General features: G+C 27.7%; 25 protein-coding genes and 1 riboswitch. Of the genes, 1 reads left to right on the top strand and 24 read right to left on the bottom strand.

The window, feature by feature from the left end; all coding sequences use genetic code 4:
- Nucleotides 1-191: 191 nt before the first annotated feature.
- The 4 genes from ACOBWH_RS01165 to ACOBWH_RS01150 form a co-directional block, all read right to left on the bottom strand.
- Nucleotides 192-788 carry a hypothetical protein gene (locus ACOBWH_RS01165; RefSeq protein ID WP_424526715.1) on the bottom strand — a complete coding sequence of 199 codons (597 nt, stop codon included), beginning with the start codon at nucleotides 786-788 and terminating at the stop codon, nucleotides 192-194.
- A complete protein-coding gene (locus ACOBWH_RS01160; protein ID WP_424526714.1) occupies nucleotides 788-1,117 on the bottom strand; it encodes a hypothetical protein in 330 nt (109 codons plus the stop codon). The genes ACOBWH_RS01165 and ACOBWH_RS01160 overlap by 1 nt, the downstream gene beginning before the upstream one ends.
- A gap of 8 nt (nucleotides 1,118-1,125) precedes the next feature.
- Nucleotides 1,126-1,557 (bottom strand): ribose 5-phosphate isomerase B, encoded by a 432-nt coding sequence (gene rpiB, locus ACOBWH_RS01155; protein ID WP_424526713.1) that lies wholly within the window; start codon nucleotides 1,555-1,557, stop codon nucleotides 1,126-1,128.
- 66 nt (nucleotides 1,558-1,623) lie between these two features.
- Nucleotides 1,624-1,911 carry a hypothetical protein gene (locus ACOBWH_RS01150; RefSeq protein ID WP_070406368.1) on the bottom strand — a complete coding sequence of 96 codons (288 nt, stop codon included), beginning with the start codon at nucleotides 1,909-1,911 and terminating at the stop codon, nucleotides 1,624-1,626.
- Nucleotides 1,912-2,053: 142 nt separating this feature from the next.
- Between ACOBWH_RS01150 and rpsT the strand changes: the two genes are divergently transcribed.
- Nucleotides 2,054-2,305, top strand: coding sequence for a 30S ribosomal protein S20 (gene rpsT / locus ACOBWH_RS01145; protein WP_070406367.1), 252 nt, complete (start codon nucleotides 2,054-2,056; stop codon nucleotides 2,303-2,305).
- 77 nt (nucleotides 2,306-2,382) lie between these two features.
- Here rpsT and ACOBWH_RS01140 read toward each other — a convergent pair whose 3' ends face one another.
- The 20 genes from ACOBWH_RS01140 to smpB all read right to left on the bottom strand — a co-directional run bounded on the left by ACOBWH_RS01140 (nucleotide 2,383) and on the right by smpB (nucleotide 20,677).
- Nucleotides 2,383-3,867 (bottom strand): hypothetical protein, encoded by a 1,485-nt coding sequence (locus ACOBWH_RS01140; RefSeq protein WP_424526712.1) that lies wholly within the window; start codon nucleotides 3,865-3,867, stop codon nucleotides 2,383-2,385.
- Between the two features lie 29 nt (nucleotides 3,868-3,896).
- Nucleotides 3,897-4,862: a DNA polymerase III subunit delta gene (holA, locus tag ACOBWH_RS01135; RefSeq protein WP_424526711.1), complete on the bottom strand. Its 966-nt coding sequence runs from the start codon at nucleotides 4,860-4,862 to the stop codon at nucleotides 3,897-3,899.
- A gap of 179 nt (nucleotides 4,863-5,041) precedes the next feature.
- A complete protein-coding gene (locus tag ACOBWH_RS01130) occupies nucleotides 5,042-5,605 on the bottom strand; it encodes a ComEC/Rec2 family competence protein (protein ID WP_424526710.1) in 564 nt (187 codons plus the stop codon).
- A 533-nt stretch (nucleotides 5,606-6,138) separates the two neighbouring features.
- A complete protein-coding gene (locus ACOBWH_RS01125; protein WP_424526709.1) occupies nucleotides 6,139-6,957 on the bottom strand; it encodes a ComEC/Rec2 family competence protein in 819 nt (272 codons plus the stop codon).
- Nucleotides 6,958-7,000: 43 nt separating this feature from the next.
- On the bottom strand, nucleotides 7,001-7,564 hold the full coding sequence (locus ACOBWH_RS01120) for a hypothetical protein (RefSeq protein WP_424526708.1): 564 nt from the start codon (nucleotides 7,562-7,564) through the stop codon (nucleotides 7,001-7,003).
- A 64-nt stretch (nucleotides 7,565-7,628) separates the two neighbouring features.
- The gene (locus ACOBWH_RS01115; RefSeq protein ID WP_424526707.1) at nucleotides 7,629-10,244 is read right to left on the bottom strand and encodes an ABC transporter permease subunit; all 2,616 of its coding nucleotides are present in this window, start codon (nucleotides 10,242-10,244) and stop codon (nucleotides 7,629-7,631) included.
- Nucleotides 10,228-11,199 (bottom strand): spermidine/putrescine ABC transporter permease, encoded by a 972-nt coding sequence (gene potB, locus ACOBWH_RS01110; protein WP_424526706.1) that lies wholly within the window; start codon nucleotides 11,197-11,199, stop codon nucleotides 10,228-10,230. Before potB ends, ACOBWH_RS01115 begins: the two co-directional genes overlap by 17 nt.
- Before the next feature lie 9 nt (nucleotides 11,200-11,208).
- Nucleotides 11,209-12,261: a spermidine/putrescine ABC transporter ATP-binding protein gene (gene potA / locus ACOBWH_RS01105; RefSeq protein ID WP_424526705.1), complete on the bottom strand. Its 1,053-nt coding sequence runs from the start codon at nucleotides 12,259-12,261 to the stop codon at nucleotides 11,209-11,211.
- A 23-nt stretch (nucleotides 12,262-12,284) separates the two neighbouring features.
- The gene (locus ACOBWH_RS01100; protein WP_070406360.1) at nucleotides 12,285-12,818 is read right to left on the bottom strand and encodes a helix-turn-helix domain-containing protein; all 534 of its coding nucleotides are present in this window, start codon (nucleotides 12,816-12,818) and stop codon (nucleotides 12,285-12,287) included.
- A 115-nt stretch (nucleotides 12,819-12,933) separates the two neighbouring features.
- On the bottom strand, nucleotides 12,934-13,755 hold the full coding sequence (locus ACOBWH_RS01095; RefSeq protein ID WP_424526704.1) for an HAD family hydrolase: 822 nt from the start codon (nucleotides 13,753-13,755) through the stop codon (nucleotides 12,934-12,936).
- A gap of 44 nt (nucleotides 13,756-13,799) precedes the next feature.
- Nucleotides 13,800-14,951: a methionine adenosyltransferase gene (metK, locus tag ACOBWH_RS01090; protein ID WP_424526703.1), complete on the bottom strand. Its 1,152-nt coding sequence runs from the start codon at nucleotides 14,949-14,951 to the stop codon at nucleotides 13,800-13,802.
- A gap of 105 nt (nucleotides 14,952-15,056) precedes the next feature.
- Nucleotides 15,057-15,162: riboswitch (SAM riboswitch) on the bottom strand.
- Between the two features lie 44 nt (nucleotides 15,163-15,206).
- The gene (locus ACOBWH_RS01085; protein ID WP_424526702.1) at nucleotides 15,207-15,479 is read right to left on the bottom strand and encodes a hypothetical protein; all 273 of its coding nucleotides are present in this window, start codon (nucleotides 15,477-15,479) and stop codon (nucleotides 15,207-15,209) included.
- Between the two features lie 167 nt (nucleotides 15,480-15,646).
- Nucleotides 15,647-16,150, bottom strand: coding sequence for a hypothetical protein (locus tag ACOBWH_RS01080; RefSeq protein WP_424526701.1), 504 nt, complete (start codon nucleotides 16,148-16,150; stop codon nucleotides 15,647-15,649).
- A gap of 16 nt (nucleotides 16,151-16,166) precedes the next feature.
- The gene (locus tag ACOBWH_RS01075; protein ID WP_424526700.1) at nucleotides 16,167-16,967 is read right to left on the bottom strand and encodes a TIGR00282 family metallophosphoesterase; all 801 of its coding nucleotides are present in this window, start codon (nucleotides 16,965-16,967) and stop codon (nucleotides 16,167-16,169) included.
- Nucleotides 16,968-16,979: 12 nt separating this feature from the next.
- Complete coding sequence (gene ylxM / locus ACOBWH_RS01070) at nucleotides 16,980-17,300, bottom strand: YlxM family DNA-binding protein (protein WP_424526699.1); 321 nt, start codon at nucleotides 17,298-17,300, stop codon at nucleotides 16,980-16,982.
- Entirely contained in the window at nucleotides 17,300-18,286 is a 987-nt protein-coding gene (gene ftsY, locus ACOBWH_RS01065; RefSeq protein WP_424526698.1) for a signal recognition particle-docking protein FtsY, read from the bottom strand. The genes ylxM and ftsY overlap by 1 nt, the downstream gene beginning before the upstream one ends.
- Before the next feature lie 28 nt (nucleotides 18,287-18,314).
- Entirely contained in the window at nucleotides 18,315-18,764 is a 450-nt protein-coding gene (locus ACOBWH_RS01060; protein WP_424526697.1) for a zinc-binding dehydrogenase, read from the bottom strand.
- Nucleotides 18,718-19,233 (bottom strand): alcohol dehydrogenase catalytic domain-containing protein, encoded by a 516-nt coding sequence (locus ACOBWH_RS01055; protein WP_424526696.1) that lies wholly within the window; start codon nucleotides 19,231-19,233, stop codon nucleotides 18,718-18,720. The genes ACOBWH_RS01060 and ACOBWH_RS01055 overlap by 47 nt, the downstream gene beginning before the upstream one ends.
- A gap of 103 nt (nucleotides 19,234-19,336) precedes the next feature.
- The gene (locus tag ACOBWH_RS01050) at nucleotides 19,337-20,095 is read right to left on the bottom strand and encodes a hypothetical protein (RefSeq protein ID WP_424526695.1); all 759 of its coding nucleotides are present in this window, start codon (nucleotides 20,093-20,095) and stop codon (nucleotides 19,337-19,339) included.
- Between the two features lie 150 nt (nucleotides 20,096-20,245).
- The gene (gene smpB / locus ACOBWH_RS01045; RefSeq protein WP_424526694.1) at nucleotides 20,246-20,677 is read right to left on the bottom strand and encodes an SsrA-binding protein SmpB; all 432 of its coding nucleotides are present in this window, start codon (nucleotides 20,675-20,677) and stop codon (nucleotides 20,246-20,248) included.
- Between the last annotated feature and the right edge of the window lie 14 nt (nucleotides 20,678-20,691).

Raw genomic sequence — 20,691 nt, 5'->3', positions numbered from 1 at the left:
GACGATTTTGAATACAATAATTTCACATAATTGCTAATGAAAACAAGACACCAAATAATATTCCTAAAGCAAAACCATTTAAAAGTTGTAATCCTAATAAAACTTCTGGGACCGAAATTGTTGCTGCTAAAATAAAATATCCTTCTCATACAGCAAATGCTAGTATTAACGATTTTTTAATTCCTACCTTCTTAACAAAAAAAATGATAAATTAATACTGCACCAATAATTTGTGCAATTCATCAAATTTCTTGTACCGAATGAATATATTGTTCGACAATTGTTTTGTTATGATACTTGACTCAAGTTTCTTGGGCTAACAATAAGTTTAAAAAATCACCTTGACTCAGTTCTCTTAAAATTGTTACAAAAAATAACAAAACAAAAATAATAACTTTTCATCACGAAAACCTACTAAGTTGTTTTAACACTGGTGGTTGAAAAGCACCAACATTATTTTTAATTTCTGGCAAATAAAAGCAAAAGATCATTGCAAATATTAATAAACTAAAAATAGTACCAAAGATAAAATAATGCAGCGTTAAAGGATTTTGACTAAAATTTTTTACAAACATTAAAAAATTTGCTCCTGCCATATTAGCTAACAATACAACCGACAAGTTTAAAGCAATTGTTAAAAATGGATTAGTTCGAAATAAATAAACTTCATTAAAGGTTAAATATCATATTGAATTGGTTGAAACACCAAAGCCAAACGCAAGTGTACAAACAATCATTGCTTCTCAATTCCGTGGCAAGATTAAAACTAATAAAATTCCCAAAAACATTAATCCATATGAAATCCAAAATCAGAGTTTTCGACTACGAATCAAAGCAGTGATTCAGGCTCCCGGGATAAAAAAACTGCCGCATAAAACAAAGTACTAACTGCAAACAAAATTGCAATTGAAATAATATTTTTTGTAAAATCAAAAATAATAAAATTATAATTTAAAGTTAACGCACATGATAAAGCTAATCAAAAACAAAAATGTTGAACAATAAAAGCTCATTGTCAAAAAGATTTTGCTCCTTTTTTAACCAACCCAATAAAATAACTAACCATTACTAATATCGTTAAAAAAGGATACAAAAGTAAATTATCTCAATTATTCATAAAAATAATTACAATTTATTAAGTTTATCAACACGAAACGCATGACGTCCCGCATCAAAAGTAGTATTTAAAAATGTTTCAACAATTCAAGTTGCATTTTGATTAGCAATCATACGGGCACCCAACGCTAAAACATTTGCATTATTGTGTTCACGTGCTAATTTAGCCAAAATTGTTTCATTACACAATGCTGCCCTTACCCCTTTTACTTTGTTCGCTGCAATTGAAATTCCAATCCCCGTTCCACAAATAACTATACCAAAACTATCTTTTTCTTGCATCACTTTCTCACCAACTGCCTGACCCAAGTCTGGATAATCAACTGCTACATCACTATCTGTTCCCAAATTAATAATCTGATGTCCTTGAGCTTTTAAGTACTCAACAATTACGTTTTTCATCTCAACACCAGTATAATCATTTCCAATAAAAACTTTCATAGTTTCTTTTCTCCTTTGCCTATATTTTAACTATAACACATCTTGCTCACAAAGAGAATTTAGAACCTAATTTTTTGTAATAACATCAAGCAATTTATTTGGACTCATTGGTGTCACGGTCACAATTAAACGGTGTTGCTTTTCAACAACAACATACAAATTACCCTCTAAATCATCTAATTTAATATATAAATTATGCCTTGTTTCAATTCGTTCAGAAGAATTGTCAATCATTTTAATAATTTTTTCTTTAATAACCCAATCATTTTCTTCTTTAAAAAGTGGAATTCGCTCACGAATTCGTTGTAAACAATGAAAAGAAAAGCCAAGTTTATGTTGATAATAATAACCCATATTTGTTGCTCCTATTACTTTTATTATACATATAATTAAGAAAAAATTATAAAATATCGAGAAAAAGCATTACTTTTCTTTACACCTTTTTATCTATTTGCTATAATTCCTTTGTGTCTTAAAAAATGAAAGGAGACCTAACATGGCTAATATTAAATCACAAATTAAAAGAGTAAAAACAAATGCGAAAGCTAATTTAGCAAATAAATCTTTTAAATCTTCAGTAAAAACCGCAATTAAAAAAGCAGAGATTGCAATTAATACAAATGAAGCAAACGCAACAGAACTAGTTAACACAGCAGTTAGTTTAGTGGATAAAGCAGTTACTAAAGGAATTTATCATACTAATAAAGCCGCTCGTGTTAAAAGTAAATTAATGCTTAAAGCAAATTAATCACATATCCTTTTTAAAGAAGACAACAGTATTAAAAATAAAAAGTTTTCATAATTAATTATGAAAACTTTTTATTTTTAATTATCTTTCTTCCCGTCTGAATCATCTTTTTCAAAAACATTATCATCCTTAAATTCATCATCAAAAAGAGTTGGATCCATCTCGTATTTTTGACCACTCATCATTGCTGTTACTGCTTTTTGATACTCAGTATTGGCACGAATCAATTTATTACGATCTACTTTTGGTGCTAAAACAGCTAAAATAACAACCAGAATTCCTGCAATCAAACCAATAATCATTGAAATAACTGTAAAAATTCGTAAAATTTGATATGTTGTATTATTATACACCTCATTTATTAAACTCTTAATTGTTTCAGCCAAATCAGAATCTGGTAATAATAACCCACCAGTGATTGCTAATCCAGGGTCATTTTTAACAATTACCCCATTGTTAGGAACTGAAATTTTATTAAAATATTTTTCAACCATATTTGGTAACAAAACTTGGATTAATGATAATGCAGAATATAATAAAATGACGATTGATAACACAACTGGTCAAAAACGAACAACATAATTATCTCGTTTAAAACGTTTTTTTCCTAGTAATTCATAACCCAAGAAAATTCCCGGTAAAATTGATAAGATACCAGAAAATGTTTGTAAACCTGCGGACTGCATTATGGAAAAGTTGTACTGTGAACCAAAAGGAAATGCTTTCTTACTAAAATTATTATTTCCATTATGTAAAGCAGTATCTGCTCCTCCACCAACAATAATTCCAGAATTTGTTTCTGGAAGTGTATAAACAATTACTTTTGTATTTAAATGAATATTTAAATAAGAAGTTAAAAATCACAAAATTACTAATAAAAGCGAAGCTAAAATCACAACACCAGCAACAATTTTTTTCAAAAGTGGCATATATTTTGGTTTTGAAGTATAAAAATAAAAGCGAGGATCCAATCGCGGTGGAACTGGCATATTAGCCATTTGTTGCATCATCTGCGACATATCAAAATTATTTGGATCAGGAAAATTAGCACCCATACCTCCCATTGCACTTGTGCTACCAACCGTCGGCCCGGTTTGATCATGTAATTCAGCTAATTCTTTTTCATTAGATTTAATTTTTAATTTATCCTGTGCATTTTCAATTGCTTTTTCGTCAGTAAAATCAGCTGTTGCATCAATTAATTCATTTGTGATAACATTTTCTCTAGTAATATAACTTTTTTCAATTTCAAAATTTTGAACAATATATTGAACAAACTCAACATATTCTTCATCTAATGTGTTAAAAGTAGCACCATCAACTTTCTCAATTGTTTCTGATTCATTGGTAATATCGGCTAAGACTTGTGCAAATGAAAGGGTAAACTTATTATCATTTAAATTTGCATTAAATTCTTTCTCTAGTGTTAATAGATTACAAATTTGCTGAATTACTAATTTTTTAAAATCTGGATTAACGATTACTTGCGCCTTTATATTATCATCATTAAATGTATTGTATAATGTATAAACTATATGAGCATATAATTTATTTTCTTTCATTTGTTTCCCTCGTCTTTCTTTGCTATAGTTTAATTTATATCAAATAATTTAATTAAATACAAATCACTACTAATTTCTTTCCTTATTATACCCTTTTTTATATTATAATCAATTCAAAATAATTCCTTAATGATATTATTTGCTTTTTCAATACTAAAATTATGCATATGTTCAACAATTTTTTTAACCCGAAAAGGATGAATTTGTAAGATTTCAGCAATTTGTGATGGTGTTTTCTTTAAGGTAGATAATACGATAATATCTCTTGCAAAAATAACACTATTAGTAATTAAAGCTAGCAAAGCAATACTGCTTAGTCCACGCTCTTGTAAATAATGATAATTGATTAAAAAATTATTTAAATCGTTTTTTAATAAATCATCAACTAATTTAAAAATGTCAGTATCCAAATATTTTGTCATATTATTTTCAATTAAATCATCAGTTATCACTTTATCAATTAACAATAATTTCTTTAGCTCATTTTTAATAATATATAAATTATTTGGCAAATATTCAACAATTTTATTAATTAAATTTTGCTTAATTGTCCCGTTATTTTTGGCAACATAATTATCAATAAATCTTGTTAGTTCATTATACGATAAATTAGTTGCTTTTAAAACACTAGTTAACTCCAACATTTTTTTTGTTATTTTTAAACGATTACTAATATTATTTACTGGACAAATAAAAATAATAAAAGTACTTGGATTCGGAGTTAACAAATATTCCATTAAATGCGTTAAATGTTCCTTATTATCAATCTTTGCTTTAATTTTTTCTTCAGTAATAAAATAACTATCATTAATAATGATAATTCTTTTTTCAGAAAACAATGGTATCGTATTAGCATCATTTAAAATCCCTAGTAAAGAATCTTCTAAAAAATTATACTCTTGTAAATCATACTCATCATCTGGATTAATTTTTTTTAAAACCTTATTTTTCTGCATTTTAATTAAAAAAGCATCTTCACCATATATCAAAAACATCTCCTGAAACTCCTTTAAAATATGCTAAAACTATGTTAAAGTAATCTTATCATAAAAGAAAACAATTAAAATATCAACTTAAAATAATTTAAGCATTGGTTGTTTATCAATAATATTAAATTGAAGATTTTGTTTGTCACCAGTAAAATAAATTTGACAGTTAACAGTTTGTAAATTTTCTAAAACTGCTGCAACAGGGTACTTTTGTTGTTTTGTTTTTTCACCGGAAATAAAACAAAATCTTGGCTGTATCCTTTGTAAAAAAGCAAGCTAGAACTCGTTGCCGAACCATGATGGGCAACCTGTAATAAATTAATAGTACTTAAATCTTGGTTTAATAAATTAAGTTCAACTTTTTGACTAATATCTCCTGTCAATAGAATTTTAATATTATTAATTTTAACTAAAACAACTAAACTATTATTATTCTCATCAGCATCGTTAATACTTCGATGTAAAATCGTAAACTTCATTCCGCCAAATCAAATAGTTTTTAAGTTAGTGTTATTTTGAATAATTTGCTTAACTAAAAAATAGTTTTGAACTTCAAATAGATTATTATAATGATCATCATGTTGATGCAAAATAAAAACTGCATCAATCCAATTAATCCCTGCTCATCTTAAATAATTTCTTACTAATTGTTTTGACCGTCCCCTGCCAACACCAACATCATACAAAACAGTTTTTAAAGCTCGATGATCCTGAAGAACAATTGTCTGACCATTACCAACATTTAACATTGTTATAGAATAATTAACACTAAAAAAACTATTTTGAAAACTAGCACAAAGTAAAAAAAATATTAACATAAAAGTAAATAACTTTTTTCATCATCGAATGCTATTGATAATACTTAATAAAATAAGATAATATAAAACAATATAACCGATATTAACAACACCGACATTCTACATTAAATTAATTTTTGTACAAAGAGCAACATAGTTACTTAATAAAAAGTAAATGAATTGATAAATAAAATAACAAGGTGGCAATCAGACAATTAAAAATGAGAGTAAATAGATTACCACTAAAATTGGTGTTAATAACAAATTAAACAACATGCTAGCAAAATTTAAATGATAATTAAAATAGATTGTTCAACCAAGTAATACAACAAAAATCATAAAATTATAATAAAATAATTTTTGATAAAAAGCATAATGTTTTGTTTTTGTCTGAAAAGTAAAAATAAATAAAGTTACGGTAAAGCTGTATCAAAAACCACTTGACAAAAAACTATACGGGAAAAATAATAAAACTAAAAAAACATTTAGTCCTCATATTTGATGTAATGATAATTTTTTTGCAAAAAATGAGTATTAAATAATGAAAGGGTTAATAAAATAACAGCTTTAACACTTGCAAAAGAATAGTTCAAAAGATACAAATAAAAAAACAGGAAACCATAAATAAAATAATAATAAATCTTTCTTCGAAAGATTCGTTTAAACAATCTATCTAAAAAATAAAATAAAATATTAATATGATATCCAGAAACAATTAGCAAATGAATGACCCCCATTTTAACAAAATCATTATATAAATTAAATGTTGTTTTTGTTTTTTGACCAAACAAAATTAAATAAATTGTGTCTTTAGTTAAGTCATCATAATTATTAAAAAAATTTGTAATCTTAGCAAGAATACTAGTTCCCGTTTTAACTTCAATTACTTTTGTTAAATTAAACTGATAAAAAATATTGTTAGCATTTAATCAATGATGAAGATTTAATTCATAAATATTAGGTGATGAAGTAATCGCAGAATAATATCCTTGCAAATAAACTTGGTCATGCAACTCAAAATTAAGTATTGTTTTTAAAAAATATTGTTTTCAACCAATTTGTAAATAATAAAATCCGACCCCCTTTTTTTGAATTTGCCCAGAAGCAATTTGATTTTGATAAAAATTTGGATGCTTTAAATAATAAAATAAAATTGCTGATATAATAATTGCTAAAATTAAAACTCATAAGTAAATCTTTTGTTGCTGTCAAATTAAAATAAAGATTAGGATAAAAATAATTAAAATGGTATAGTAACTATTTATTAATAGTAAATAATTAAAAAGAATTATTCCTCCAAGCAAAATAAAATATTCCTTCTTTAAAAAATGACATATCTTTTTTAAATTAAAAAACACAAAATAACCTAATAATATTAAAATATTTTAAATAACTACCGCTTAAATATTGTTGTAATTTGGTAATAATAATCGTCGAAGAATTTATCCTATCTTGTAGCATTTTTATAACTTCTGGTTGGAGAAAATTTGGAATTGAAACTTGAGCTAAAAGCTGCTTTGTCACTAACTGTCGTGGATATCATTTAATGTACTGTGCTTTTGGAACTAGACCAATTGTTGTTATATGTTGATATTTTTTTTGTAACGTATTTTTATTAATTGGCACAAAAAAATTAAAATCAAATTGATAATTTAATAGAATTGCTTCAATTGTTCAACCAACCACCTCAGCAGAAAGTCAAACAGAAGCTGGAATTATTTTTGGTTGACTTAAGGGTAAACTATATTTATTTATAAAAATTATTTTATAATCATATTTTCGAAAATCTTTTTCTACAAAATTATTACCATTTATTCGTCAAGCAAATAAAAAATAAATTAAGGTAACTAAGATACCAAATAATATTGTAAAAATAAAATATCCTTTCTTTTTAACAAGAACCACCCGCATTCAACTTATTATATAATCATTACCTTTTTATTTTCCTTGCAAGAAAAAAAGAGATAAAACATCTCTAATTTTTTCCAGCAATTAAAATATTATATTTATTTAAAAGATACGCGTCTAAGTCAGTTAACATAAATGGGCCATCTGAAATTTGCGGCTTAGCAATATACTGTTGAAGAATTTGATCAAATCTTGCTACTGGGACATAATCACGACGATAGTTAACCATTGCCCCCGAATCAGGATTATGACCATTACTATAATAGTTATAATTATTTTCATAATCCATTACTTGTTGATAAGGTGAAGTATAATTTGCTTCTTCTGTTAATGCTGTTGAATTTTGAACAACATAATTCATAAACTTATAGGCTAAATCTTTATGCCGATCATTTTTTGCTAATACCATATTGTCACTTCAAATATTTGTTCCTTCAGTTGTTTGCGGTGTTCACTGTGTTGTTGCTCGTGGGCGAGTAATAATTAATTTTGTCCCACTAGCTTCTTTTCTATTATTTGCGAATAATGTGTCAGCATAAATAGCATCACCATTATACATAAAAGCAAAGTCAAAGTTTCCATCACCAACAGCATTAAGCAACTCATCGTTCATTAAAGCAACATTATTATATTTTAACAGTGTTGTTAGCTCATTATAATCTACATCAACTTGACTTTGCGTTTTTGGAACTGGTTCAAAATAGTTTTTTTCATTCGCTAACATAAATAAATTTCGTGGATCATTATTTACTAGAACTCGTTTCTTAGCTGCCGCTGCTTGTCATAGAATATCTCATGAAATTCCATTTGAATAAACATTGTTGTAAGTAACTTTATTAATAGCAATTTGATCACGATTTGTTGCAGAATCTCATTTTTCACGTTGATAACCAAATTTACCTTTTGCTTGTCCTGGTAAATTAACATTTGCTTTGGAAAAAATGTCTTGTAAAAAATCTAAGTTACTTTTTGTTGGATTAACAACTAACGAAACTTCTCCTCAAAAGTATGGTAAACTGTAATTTACAATTGTTTTGATATCAGCATTAGATTGGACCGCTAATTTGTCAGTAACCTTAACTTCGTTTTTATTTAAAATATTTAACAAACCATTATTTAATGACGCCGCATATGTTTTATCAAAACATTTTGATTGCGTTGGATCAATATTTGTCTCAATACAATTTTTATAAAATTCTGGATTTATCTTTTTGACTGCGGCAATATCAACATTCAAATCATTAAAATATTGATTACCAATTGTTCATTTACCTGAATTATTTTCATCATATGTTGGATTAGGTTTAATAATATTAAAGTTTTTATCAACACTATTTAATTTTTGATAGTCAATCTCTTCTAAGCGTCCTTCTTGTGCTAATTTATTAACCATATAATCACTTGGAACCATAACATCATAATGTGTTGTATATAGTTTGTTATACAATGTTTCATTACTATCATAAACACTATATTTAACTTTAACATTATATTTCTTTTCAAAGTTACTAATTAAGTCCGAAGTAATATAACCACCTCAGTTTGCAACTGCTAAGTCATAAATATTATTACTAATATAAACTCCTGTTAATAGTCCAATTGAACCAACTGAAATGATTGCTAACGTTGCGAGTTTTCAACTACGAGCAAATCAACAAAATTTTTTTCGTGACATCTTATTAATGTTTTCTTTAATTTCTTGTCGTTCAATAAAAGTTTGTTTTTTATTTTTAATTCATACTAAAGTTTTGTCATATTTTTTTTCTAATTTAATAATTTTTCAACGTAAATGTTCTTTTTGTTTTTCACTTTGAAATGTTTTGGTATTAAGTTGATGATAGAATAACACTAATTTCTTTTCATAACGCATAATATCTTTATCTTTGTAGGTTCCTTTTAACATTTCACGACGTAAGCGATTGTAATTAATTTTATAAATGTTTCAACCGTTTCAACCAATAATAACAAAAGCAATAATTGCAATGCAAATTGTTCCAAATGCATTAATAAAAGGTTTGATCCGTTTCATTGTGTAAATGAATGTTGCAACGTTAACACCATCACCCCCCGTGAAATATGAAATAATAAAATCATCAAAACTCATTGCAAAAGCAATTGCAGCAGCAGCAATTATTGCTGGTTTTAAAATTGGCAAAATAATTTTTCGTAATGTTTGTGATGGTTTTGCTCCTAAATCTAATGATGCTTCAAGTAATTTTGGATTAACTTTTCGTAACCGTGGTAAAACGGTAATAATTACATAAGGAACATCAAACGAAATATGAGCCATTACTAAGGTAAGCATCCCAAAGTTAGCTCCCAACACAATAAATAACATCATTAACGAAGCAGCCGTAATAATATCAGCATTAATTAATGGAATATTAGTAATTGATAATATCATTTTTTGTGTAATTTTGCGGGCACGACTTAAACCAATCGCTGCTAATGTACCAATTACAACCGAAATTACTGTTGCAATAACAGCGGTAAAAACAGAAACAATAATACTTTGAAGAAATGGTTGCTCATTGGCAAGTTGCTTATATCAACGATCAGAAAAACCATTAAAGATACTCATACTCTCTCCACTGTTAAATGAAAACAAAATTAAAATCATAATTGGAACATAAATAAACAACATAATTAATGCCATATAAGATGATTTAAGAAATTTTTTCATTACGACGCCCCTTTCTTGTTTCAAAATATCTTGATAATAAGTTTGATAACACAATAATTAGAAAAACAATAATTTCTAAAATAACTGAAATTGCGGCACCAATTCCAAAGTTTTCTCCTTTAAAGAAATACGATTCAATTACATCAACAATTAAATTAATACGACCATTCCCCATAAACTTCACAATAATCAAAGAGGTTGCTGCTTGAACTAATAACAACGTTCCTCCAGCAATAATTCCTGGAATTGATTGGCGAAAAACAACTTTTCAAAATGTTTTAAAACCATTTGCCCCCAAATCTTTTGAAGCTTCAATTAATGATTTATCAATTTTATCTAAACTGTTATAAATTGGCAAAATTACAAACGGTAAAAAAGCATATACCATTCCGATTACAACTGAAATTGGGGTTCCCAATAATCCTGGGACAATAATATTAAATAAAGTTTGTAATCCAATAATTTTTAGTAACATATTAATTCAAATTGGTAAAGTTACCAGAATTCAAATATTTTTTGATAATAGTTTTGACTTACAAAAGGCCATTACATAAGCAACCGGATACGCGATTACAATTGCAATTAGCGCCGCAATAAATGAATAACCTAGTGCTAATAATAATGCAATTACAAATTTTCGTTCTGATAAAAAAGTTACAAAATTTTTAAAATTAATTTCAAAAACTAAACTATTTCCGGTTGGTTGAATAAATGAATATAATAAGATAATTAGTAATGGAACAACAATTAATAAAATCATAATAATGATGTAAGGTCATAAAATTGGATTTAAACCTCGCTTAAATCATTTACTTTGTTTTGTTTGATAAGAAATATTAAGATATTTTGTTCGACATCAAACCGCAAAATGCTGACTAAGTGATTTAATACGACTAGTTTGTTTTTTAAATCAAGTTTTAACTTTCCCTGGCGGTTTTTCTTTGTTTGTCATCATATCCTCCTCTTAATCATCAATCTCTTTTCACATAACATGAATATCTTCAACATTTCATGAAATATCAACTTTTTCAGCATCTGAAACTTTATCAGTTGAATGAATTAAATACTTTCGCTCTTTACATTCAACAATGATTTCTCAATGAACACCCTTAAAATTAACACTAGTTACTACACCAGTGAAAAATCCTTTTCCAACTGGAACAATATCAATATCTTCAGGGCGAATCATAATATCAATTTGATCTTCTTTTTCACCAAAACCACGGTCAACACATTCAAATTTTTTTCCATCAAATTGAACAAAATTATCTTTTAAAAAAATGGCATTTGAAATAATATTTGAATCACCAATAAATTGCGCTGTTCAAATATTTTCTGGTTCATTATAAATTTCAGTTGGTGTTCCAACTTGTTGAATTGCTCCATCATTCATTACAATAATTCGATCAGACATGGTTAATGCTTCTTCTTGGTCATGAGTTACTAAAATAAAAGTAATGCCAATTTCTCCTTGTAGTGCTTTTAATTCAGCTTGCATTTTTTTTCGTAATTTTACATCTAACGCTGCCATTGGTTCATCTAATAATAAGACCTTCGGTTTATTAATTAAAGCCCGCGCTAAAGCTACCCGCTGACGTTGTCCCCCCGATAATAACTCAACTGACTTATCTTCAAAACCTTCTAATCCTACTAAGAGAAGAAACCTTTTAACTTCCTTTTCTAAAATATCATATTTAGTTCGCTTAATCTTTAAACCATAGGCAATGTTATCAAAAACAGTTAAATGTGGAAATAAAGCATAGTTTTGAAAAACTGTATTAACTTCTCGTTTATGAACAGGAGTTTTAAGATAGTCTTTCCCTAAAAATAATAATTCACCACTATTTGGTTGCTCAAATCCAGCAATAATTCTTAATGTTGTTGTTTTTCCGCATCCTGATGGCCCTAATAATGTAACAAATTCCCCTTCTTTAATGTTCAAATTAATTCCTTTTAAAACAACTTTACCATCATATTGTTTTGAAATGTTACGTAATTCTAAAATATTTTTTTCCAATTTTTTTCTTCCTTTCTACTAATTTAAAATGTTGGTGGTGTTGATATTCACAATACTTCAACAATATCAGCTGTCTCATTTTTTAAATAATGTTGGTTATTCCCATATAAATAAAAACTATCTTTTGCCTGTGCTTTTTGCGCTTTTTGTCCGGAGTAAACCATTACTGTTCCCTCTAAAACATATCCAAAAATCTCACCTTCAAATGGTAAAATTCGTTCAGATTCACTATATGGTTTAATCTGAATTAAAATTGGCTCTAATTCGTTTGCCTGTGCATTTGGAACTAACCATTCAATACGATAATTATCTTGTTCAACTTCATAGTGGTCATCTCCTTGGTAAACAAACTTTTTGTTTTTTTCTGGTTTAAAAAAATCTGCTAAGTTGGTGCCTAAAACTTCTAAAATATTTTGAAGTGTTTCAATACTAGGCGAAGAAATATCTCGTTCAAGTTGACTAATAAAACCTTTTGTTAATTCACAGCGATTAGCTAATTCCTCAATTGTTAAATTGTTTTTCTGACGTAACAACTTAATCCTTTCACCTAATATCATATGCACCCCTCCTTTTTGTAATTTTGTTTATTTATACTAAACTTTTTGTTTTTTAATTACAACCATAATAATTATAGGGAAAACAAAAAAAATATCAATACTTTTTTGATATTTTTTACTTTTTAAAATACTTATTAATTGCTTTCGCAACCCCCGAACGACGATAATGGGCTGTTACATCATCTGAAATGTCTTTAATATGGTTCTTTGCATTTCCCATTGCAATTCCAAGGCCAGCTCATTTTAACATTTCATAATCATTTGAACTATCCCCCATTGCAATAACTTCAGATGGTTGAATATTATATATTTTTGTCACATACTCTAAAGCATCTTTTTTATCACTATTTTTTGGACTAATTTCTAAATTTAAACTTTGATTCATTAAATATGATGAATCAAAAACATTGAATTCATATTTTACTAAAATTTTTGCTTTAAATTTTAAAACATTTTCTTTTTTCCCACTAACAACAAACTTATACGCTTGTTCATGTAAAGTATTACTATTTTTTACTAAGATTCTTTTTCGCTTTGTATGAATACTCATCCATTTTACCATAAAGCCACGGTTAGTATTAACATAGGCTAAATGATCATTAGCAACCGAATAAGCTCATAATTGAATTCGATATTCATTAGCAATATTAAAAACCGTAATTAATTCTTCATTTGTAAAAGCATTTTGTTGGATAATTTTTTCTTTTGCAAAATCATAAATAATCCCACCATTAAAACCAACCACTGGCATTTGCTTTTCGATAATTCCTAATTTTTTTGCCACTTTCCGAATTGCACCAATACTACGTCCAGTTGCAATAATAACTTTAATGTCATTTGCTAATGCTCATTTAATTGCAGCAATATTTTGTTTTGAAATACGATTTCGACTAGCCGTTGTTCCATCTAAATCAAGAGCAATTAACTTATATTCCATTAGTTTTTTCTCCTTATTTTCTTTATTTTAATTATATCTAAAAATTAAGAAACCAGTAGATATTTTACTAAACTTTGGACTTTATCTAGTTTTTCTCAAGGTATTTCACTATGATAACGACCAAAGTGACCATAAGCTGCTGTCTGCTGATAAATTGGTTTTTGTAATTCTAATTTTGTAATCATTGCTTGTGGTTGAAAATCAAAGTTTTCTTTAATGGCAGTTAAAATTACATCATTAGAAACTAAGTTTGTTCCAAATGTCTCAACAAAAATTGAAATTGGTTCAGCAACCCCAATCGCATAGGACAATTGAATTTCACAACGTTCTGTTAATCCTGCTGCAACAATATTTTTAGCAACATAACGGGCCATATAGGCAGCTGAACGATCAACTTTTGTCCCATCCTTTCCAGAAAAAGCACCTCCCCCATGACGAGCATAACCACCGTATGTATCAACAATAATTTTACGACCAGTTAAGCCAGCATCGCCCTTTGGCCCACCAATGACAAAACGCCCAGTTGGATTAATTAATACTTTAAAATCTAAGTTCATTTTAAATTCTTTTACAACTGGTTCCATAATTTCGGTAATGATAAATTCTTTAAATTTTTTTACATCAATGTCTTCATCATGTTGAAATGACATTAGAATTGTATCAATAAAAATATTTTTAGAATTTGTTAAATCTAATGTTACTTGTGATTTCATATCAGGACGTGCTCCTTGAAAAATTCCTTCTTTTCGTAGAATACTTGCTCTTTTAACTAGGGCGTGGGCTAATGAAATAGCCAACGGCATGTAATTGTCTGATTCATTGGTTGCATAGCCAAACATAATGCCTTGATCACCAGCACCAAAATTATCAACTCCTTGCGAAATATCTGGTGACTGTGTTTTAATTAAAACCTCAATTTCACAAATTTCTCAATCAATTCCTCATTCAGCATTATTATAACCAATTTCTTTTAACACTTTGCGCGCTACTGCTGCATAATCAACATTTGCTTTTGTTGTAATTTCACCGCCAATAATAACACGATTAGTTGTAACGAAACACTCACAAGCAACGCGTGAAAACGGGTCTTCTTGTAAACAAGCATCTAACACAGCATCAGAAATTTGATCACAAATTTTATCAGGGTGCCCTTCTGATACTGATTCTGAAGTAAATAAAATTCTTTCTTTTTTCATACCTTTTCTCCTTAATCATAAATAAAACCACATCATAATAATGTGGCATTAATAGCAATATGTTTACACTTAAATTAATAGTTAACTTTATTCAATAACTAACAAATCTTATTGGTAGCATATCATCTTGCCCTGCTAAAAGCACCTTCTAATTAAATATAGGGTTGCTAGTGGATCATCGTTTAGCGTACTAACCACTTCTAAATAAGTTTTATGTTGTTACTTGACAACATATTTATTATAACTTAAAATTAACTAATTTTGTTTTAAATTAATAATTTTTGTAAAAATTTTATCATCAATATTTTTATCAGTAAAAAGATAATGTTTTTCTGTTGCAATATTGACAGTGTTAATCATTTCATTGCTAATTAAGTTTGCTTTTTTAATATTATAAAATTTATCATTTTCTGCTTGAATAATTAAAGTTGCTAGTTTTATTTTATTAAGTTGTTTAAGAAGTTTTTTATTTAAATTATTAAATTGTAAAATTTGATTTAAAAAATAAGTTTGTTCTTTTTGCAACATTAATTGATTATAATTTTCATTTTGACTTAAAACTTGATAATCAATATGAATTTTAAGTAATTTATCTAAATTAAAAATAAAACCAAACCCAATTCCAATTTTACTACTAATTGAGAAACGAATTCCTTTCTGATTAGTAACTGGATTAACTAAGATAACTTTTTCAATTAATGGTTGTTTTTTAACAATAAGCCAATTAAATTACTAGAAAACCCTTCTAATAACAAAATAATTTTCTGTTGTTCGTATTTATTTTTTAATGCTATAATAACATCAAAAATATCATTAACTAAAACCCCAACATTTTTAATACAAGCTGGCACATTATCTTTAACATTTCGTTGGTTAAAAATAATAATGCTTATTTTATTTTTTAATAACTTGTCATTATTAATTAATCCCGCAAAATTTTCTTTTGCGCCATATAAGTCATGCACTGCTAAAATAATATATTCACTATCTTTATTAATTGCTCCCAATGTTGTTAATTCATACTGATCAGCAGTAAGAAAATGCTTATTCTTAATATATTCTGGTAATTGAATTTGTCCTGGTTTCGCTTTTTTATTTAACAGGCGGTAAAACCGAAAAAACAAAAAACAACAAAGAAAAATCCCTAAAATGGTGCAAACAATAATAATGATAAGATCTGTTTTAATAAAACTAGCCATTTAAATTTCTCCTTTTTTATCCTAAAAAGTCTGCTTCGTTTTCAGGACGAATTAAAATTCGTTCAATTTTAACTGCTTTATCTGTTTTGTCATCAACTTCTAATAAAACAGCAGAAAAAATTAATTGATCATCATTTTCTGCTGGTTCAAACCGTACTGGTAATCCCGTTTTTTCTTTAATAATAATTTCATCTGGATTAGCACCAATAATTGAATTATAACTACCACACATTCCAACATCAGTAATATATGCTGTTCCTTGCGGTAATAATCGATTATCTGCTGTTTGCACATGCGTATGTGTCCCAAAAAAACCAGTAATACTGCCATCGTAATTCCAAGCAAATGCCAATTTTTCAGCACTAGCTTCTGCATGAAAATCAACAAAATGTAAATCACTATCATCATTTGCAATAATTTCTTCAAAAATAGTATACGGATTATCAACAGGGTCCATAAAACTACGCCCCATTAAATTAGTTATCCGGATTTTCTTATTATCAACTTTAATCGTAACAGTCCCGTTCCCCGGTGTAAATGAATTCATATTTGCTGGTTTCAATAAATCATTAACTTCCTCAATATAGTTTAATACTTCGGGATTACGAAAAATATGATTACCAGATGTAATAATATTAATACCATATGATTTTAATTCATTGTAATGATACTTTGAAATCGATTTTCCATGAGTTGTATTTTCACCATTTGCAATAACTAAATGTACTTGATATTTTTTTACTATTAAGGGCAAATATTTATTGACTGCTATTCGGCCAACCTTCCCATAAATATCACCAATCATTAAAATTTTCATTAGAGTTTCTCCTTAATCATTATCAATTTCTTTTAACTTTTTTATTAATGGAACACATTCATCAACTTTATCAAACTGTTGACAAATAACTTCACATTGTTGTTGTTTATATCCTAATTGCAAGTTTTTCTCAAATTTATGCAAAGCATTTGTAATTTTTAATAATGAATCATAAACTGCGTTACGAGAAACATTTTTTTGTCCAGCAATTTCACTTAAAGAATAATCATCAAAAAAATATAATTCAAAATATTCAATTTGCTTAGGGGTTAGTAACGAACTATATAAATCATATAAAATAATTAATTCATTTGATTTTTCTAAATCTTTCATTATGCCTCATCCATTTCGTCATGATTAAATAAATCCTTTGTTAGATTATAAATATATTGTTCAATATCAAACTCTTGTAAATCTTCTGGTTGCTCACCAAAACCAATTAATTTAACTGGAATATTTAATTGGTCTTTGATTGCTAAGACAACACCGCCTTTAGCAGTTCCATCCATTTTCGTTAAAACAATCCCAGTTACATCTGTTACTTCCGAAAAATTCTTTGCTTGTGAAATGCCATTTTGGCCAGTCACTCCATCAATCACTAATAATGTTTCATGCGGAGCATCAGGAATTTCACGTTTAATAATACGATTAATTTTATTTAACTCATTCATTAAATTAACTTTATTTTGTAAACGACCAGCAGTATCAATTAAAACAACATTAACTTGCTCATTTTTTGCCTTTATTAAACCATCATAGATTACGCTGGCTGGATCCTGTCCTTCTTTAACTGGTTTAACAATATTAACATTTAAACGTGCTGCTCATTGATTTAATTGTTCAACTGCTCCAGCACGGAACGTATCACCGGCAACTAATAAAACGGTTTTACCTTGGTCAAGAAATTGTTTAGTTAATTTAGCAATTGTCGTTGTCTTTCCAGAACCATTAACACCAACCATTAAAATAACATTTAAACGGTTGTCTTTTAAATTTAATTGGTTTTGTTTACTTTTGGGATCATTATATAAATCCATAATTACTTCAACCAAATAGTCATTAGTATCATCAATACTTCATCCTTTTTGCACTTTTTTTCGAATCTGATCAGTAATTTGCAAAACCATATTCATTCCCATATCACTAGCAATTAAAATTGTTTCTAAATCTTCTAAATATTCATCATCATATTCTTTATATTTATTTGCTAATTTTTTAATATCACTTGAAAAAGTTAACCTTGTTTTACGTAACGCCTTTTCTAATTTAATTTGTTTTTTTTCTTCTCGTTTTGCTTTTAATCTTTGGAAAAAACCCATTTTTAACTTCACCCTATTCTATTTCTTGCTATAACTTCACCATAACTTTAAACATATCTTTGTCCATAAAAGCTTCATACGCTTGTAAAACTTGATTTTTATTAAAGGCTTTTGTCACTAACTGCATTGGTGAAATTTCTTTTGTTTCAATTTTTGCAACTAATTCATCAAGGGTGTAAACATTTAAAATCCCAGTGTGAACAGTAATGTTTTGGTATCATAATTGTTGTAAATTAAAAATAACAGATTTATTAAAAACACCTATTGTAATAATTGTACCATTAAAATTAACCATTTGTTGAGCTTGTTCAAAGGTTCCACGATCATTACCAACACATTCAATCACCAAATCATATTTAATATCAAAACTAGTTTTGGTACTATTATATCCCTTATGTGCTCCTAGTTTTTCAAAATAATCTAATTTTTTACTATGATGACCATATACATCAACGAAAATCAACTTTTTTAATAACATTTTCATAACCCGTTGGTAAAACATCACTAAACATTAACGCATCCGCTAAATTCATTGCTGAAGAAATTTTGATTACACTATTATCACCATATGGTATACGAACAAATTCAGCATGCGTCCCATTAATTTTTGTTCCCAAAATAAAACCACCATTAACACACTTGGCAAAAGTTTTTCGAAGACACCACTGACAAATGTTACAATGAATAATACATCCAATCGCAACACGATCACTAACCTGAAGATTAATAACACTACCCCCAACAGCGGTAATAACGCCAACTCCTTCATGTCCCATAATTGTATCAGGAGCAACACTATCATCTTGGCCCAAATAAGGACGATAATCGGCATGCGAAAAAGTAAACCCTTCAATTTTTACTATAATATCCGTTGGTTCAATAATAACTGGTTCCATAGTTTCTGTTCATTCAATTTTATCTTTTCCTTTGAAAATTAACGCTTTCATATTTTTGCCCTCTCTTCTTTCTACCTATGATTATACCCAAATAATAACAATATCAAACAAAAAAAGAACAAGCTAAAACAACTTTAAATAACATTGTTTTAACTTATTCTGAAATTTGTAATGTTCCTTGTGCAATTTTTAATGCAATATTGGGATCAACTAAATCAGTAAATAATCGTTGATGTGGCATTTTAGTGTTAAAATACTGACGAGAATTTTTTCGAATCAATTCTTGATTCTCATCACTTAAATTTACAAAAACCCATGCATCAGTACAAACTGGTAAGTTATTAAACATAATAACTTCTGCAGCATACATTTCTGCTAACTGGACACTATCTTTAACACCATCATCAAAAGGAACTAAAAAATTATCTTCTAAATCATAAATTTTTGCTTCCGAAGGATCATTTGCAATTCCAATCCCAACTCTTACTTCTTTTACCGTTTGATGTTTTTCATATAAAGTATAGTTAATAATTTTAACAGTCGTATTAATATAATTAGCAATTTCAATTAAATAATCCAAATCACCATCATCTTCATATAATGCTAAATAAATATCTTCATGGCGATGAATCCCAACAATATCTTCTGCCATCTTTAGTGAATTTAAAATTATTTCTTCTAAACTAGTCACAATTCATTGGTAGGTTTCTTTATCATATGTTTTTTTTATTTCTTTTTCATTAATGAAACGAACAACAACGGATGACAACGACTGATTATTATTTTCTTTGACATAAAAAGGTGGCAATTGTAGATTTGACAAAGCAACTCGATTACGATATTCATCAATTCGGTTTTTACTATAAACATATTCTTTTAATATTTCAATCGTTTGCTGTGGATCTCATTTCATATTGTTTACCCCTTAGTTAGAAAATTTACCATATTAATCATACTACAAAATGCAACTAAAAGAAAGATACTAGGTAACTGAAATATCAACCTACAAATTGCTTTAAAATAAAAAAATACCACCCAAAAAAATATCTTTTTAATCTGTTTATTAACGTTGCTGACGTAATCGTTCATTATCACGTTGCTTAATTAATTCTCGTTTATCATAATTCTTTTTCCCACGAACCAGACCAATTTCTAATTTAGCATAGTTATTTTTTAAATATAACTTTAATGGTACCATTGTTAATCGCTCTAATTTAATTCGCTGCAAAATCTTTTTAATTTCAGATTTATGTAAAAGTAGTTTTCTAGTACGATCAGCATCAGGAGCATAAGCTGTTGAAAATTTATACTGCGCAATCACCATATTAATAACAAACGCTTCATTTTTACGAATAATAACAAACGCTTCATTAATAGAAACATCATTATTTCGAATTGATTTAATTTCACTTCCTGTCAAAGCAAGGCCCGCTTCATAAGTTTCAAAAATTTCATAATTATATCGTGCTTTTTTATTAATTGTAATTATTAACATTGTCCTCAACTCCT

Source organism: Spiroplasma endosymbiont of Glossina fuscipes fuscipes (genome assembly GCF_049669535.1).
GTDB lineage: Bacteria > Bacillota_I > Bacilli_A > Mycoplasmatales > Mycoplasmataceae > Spiroplasma.
The sequence above is the reverse complement of the archived record's forward strand: the minus strand, read 5'-3'. Positions and strand labels throughout refer to the sequence as shown.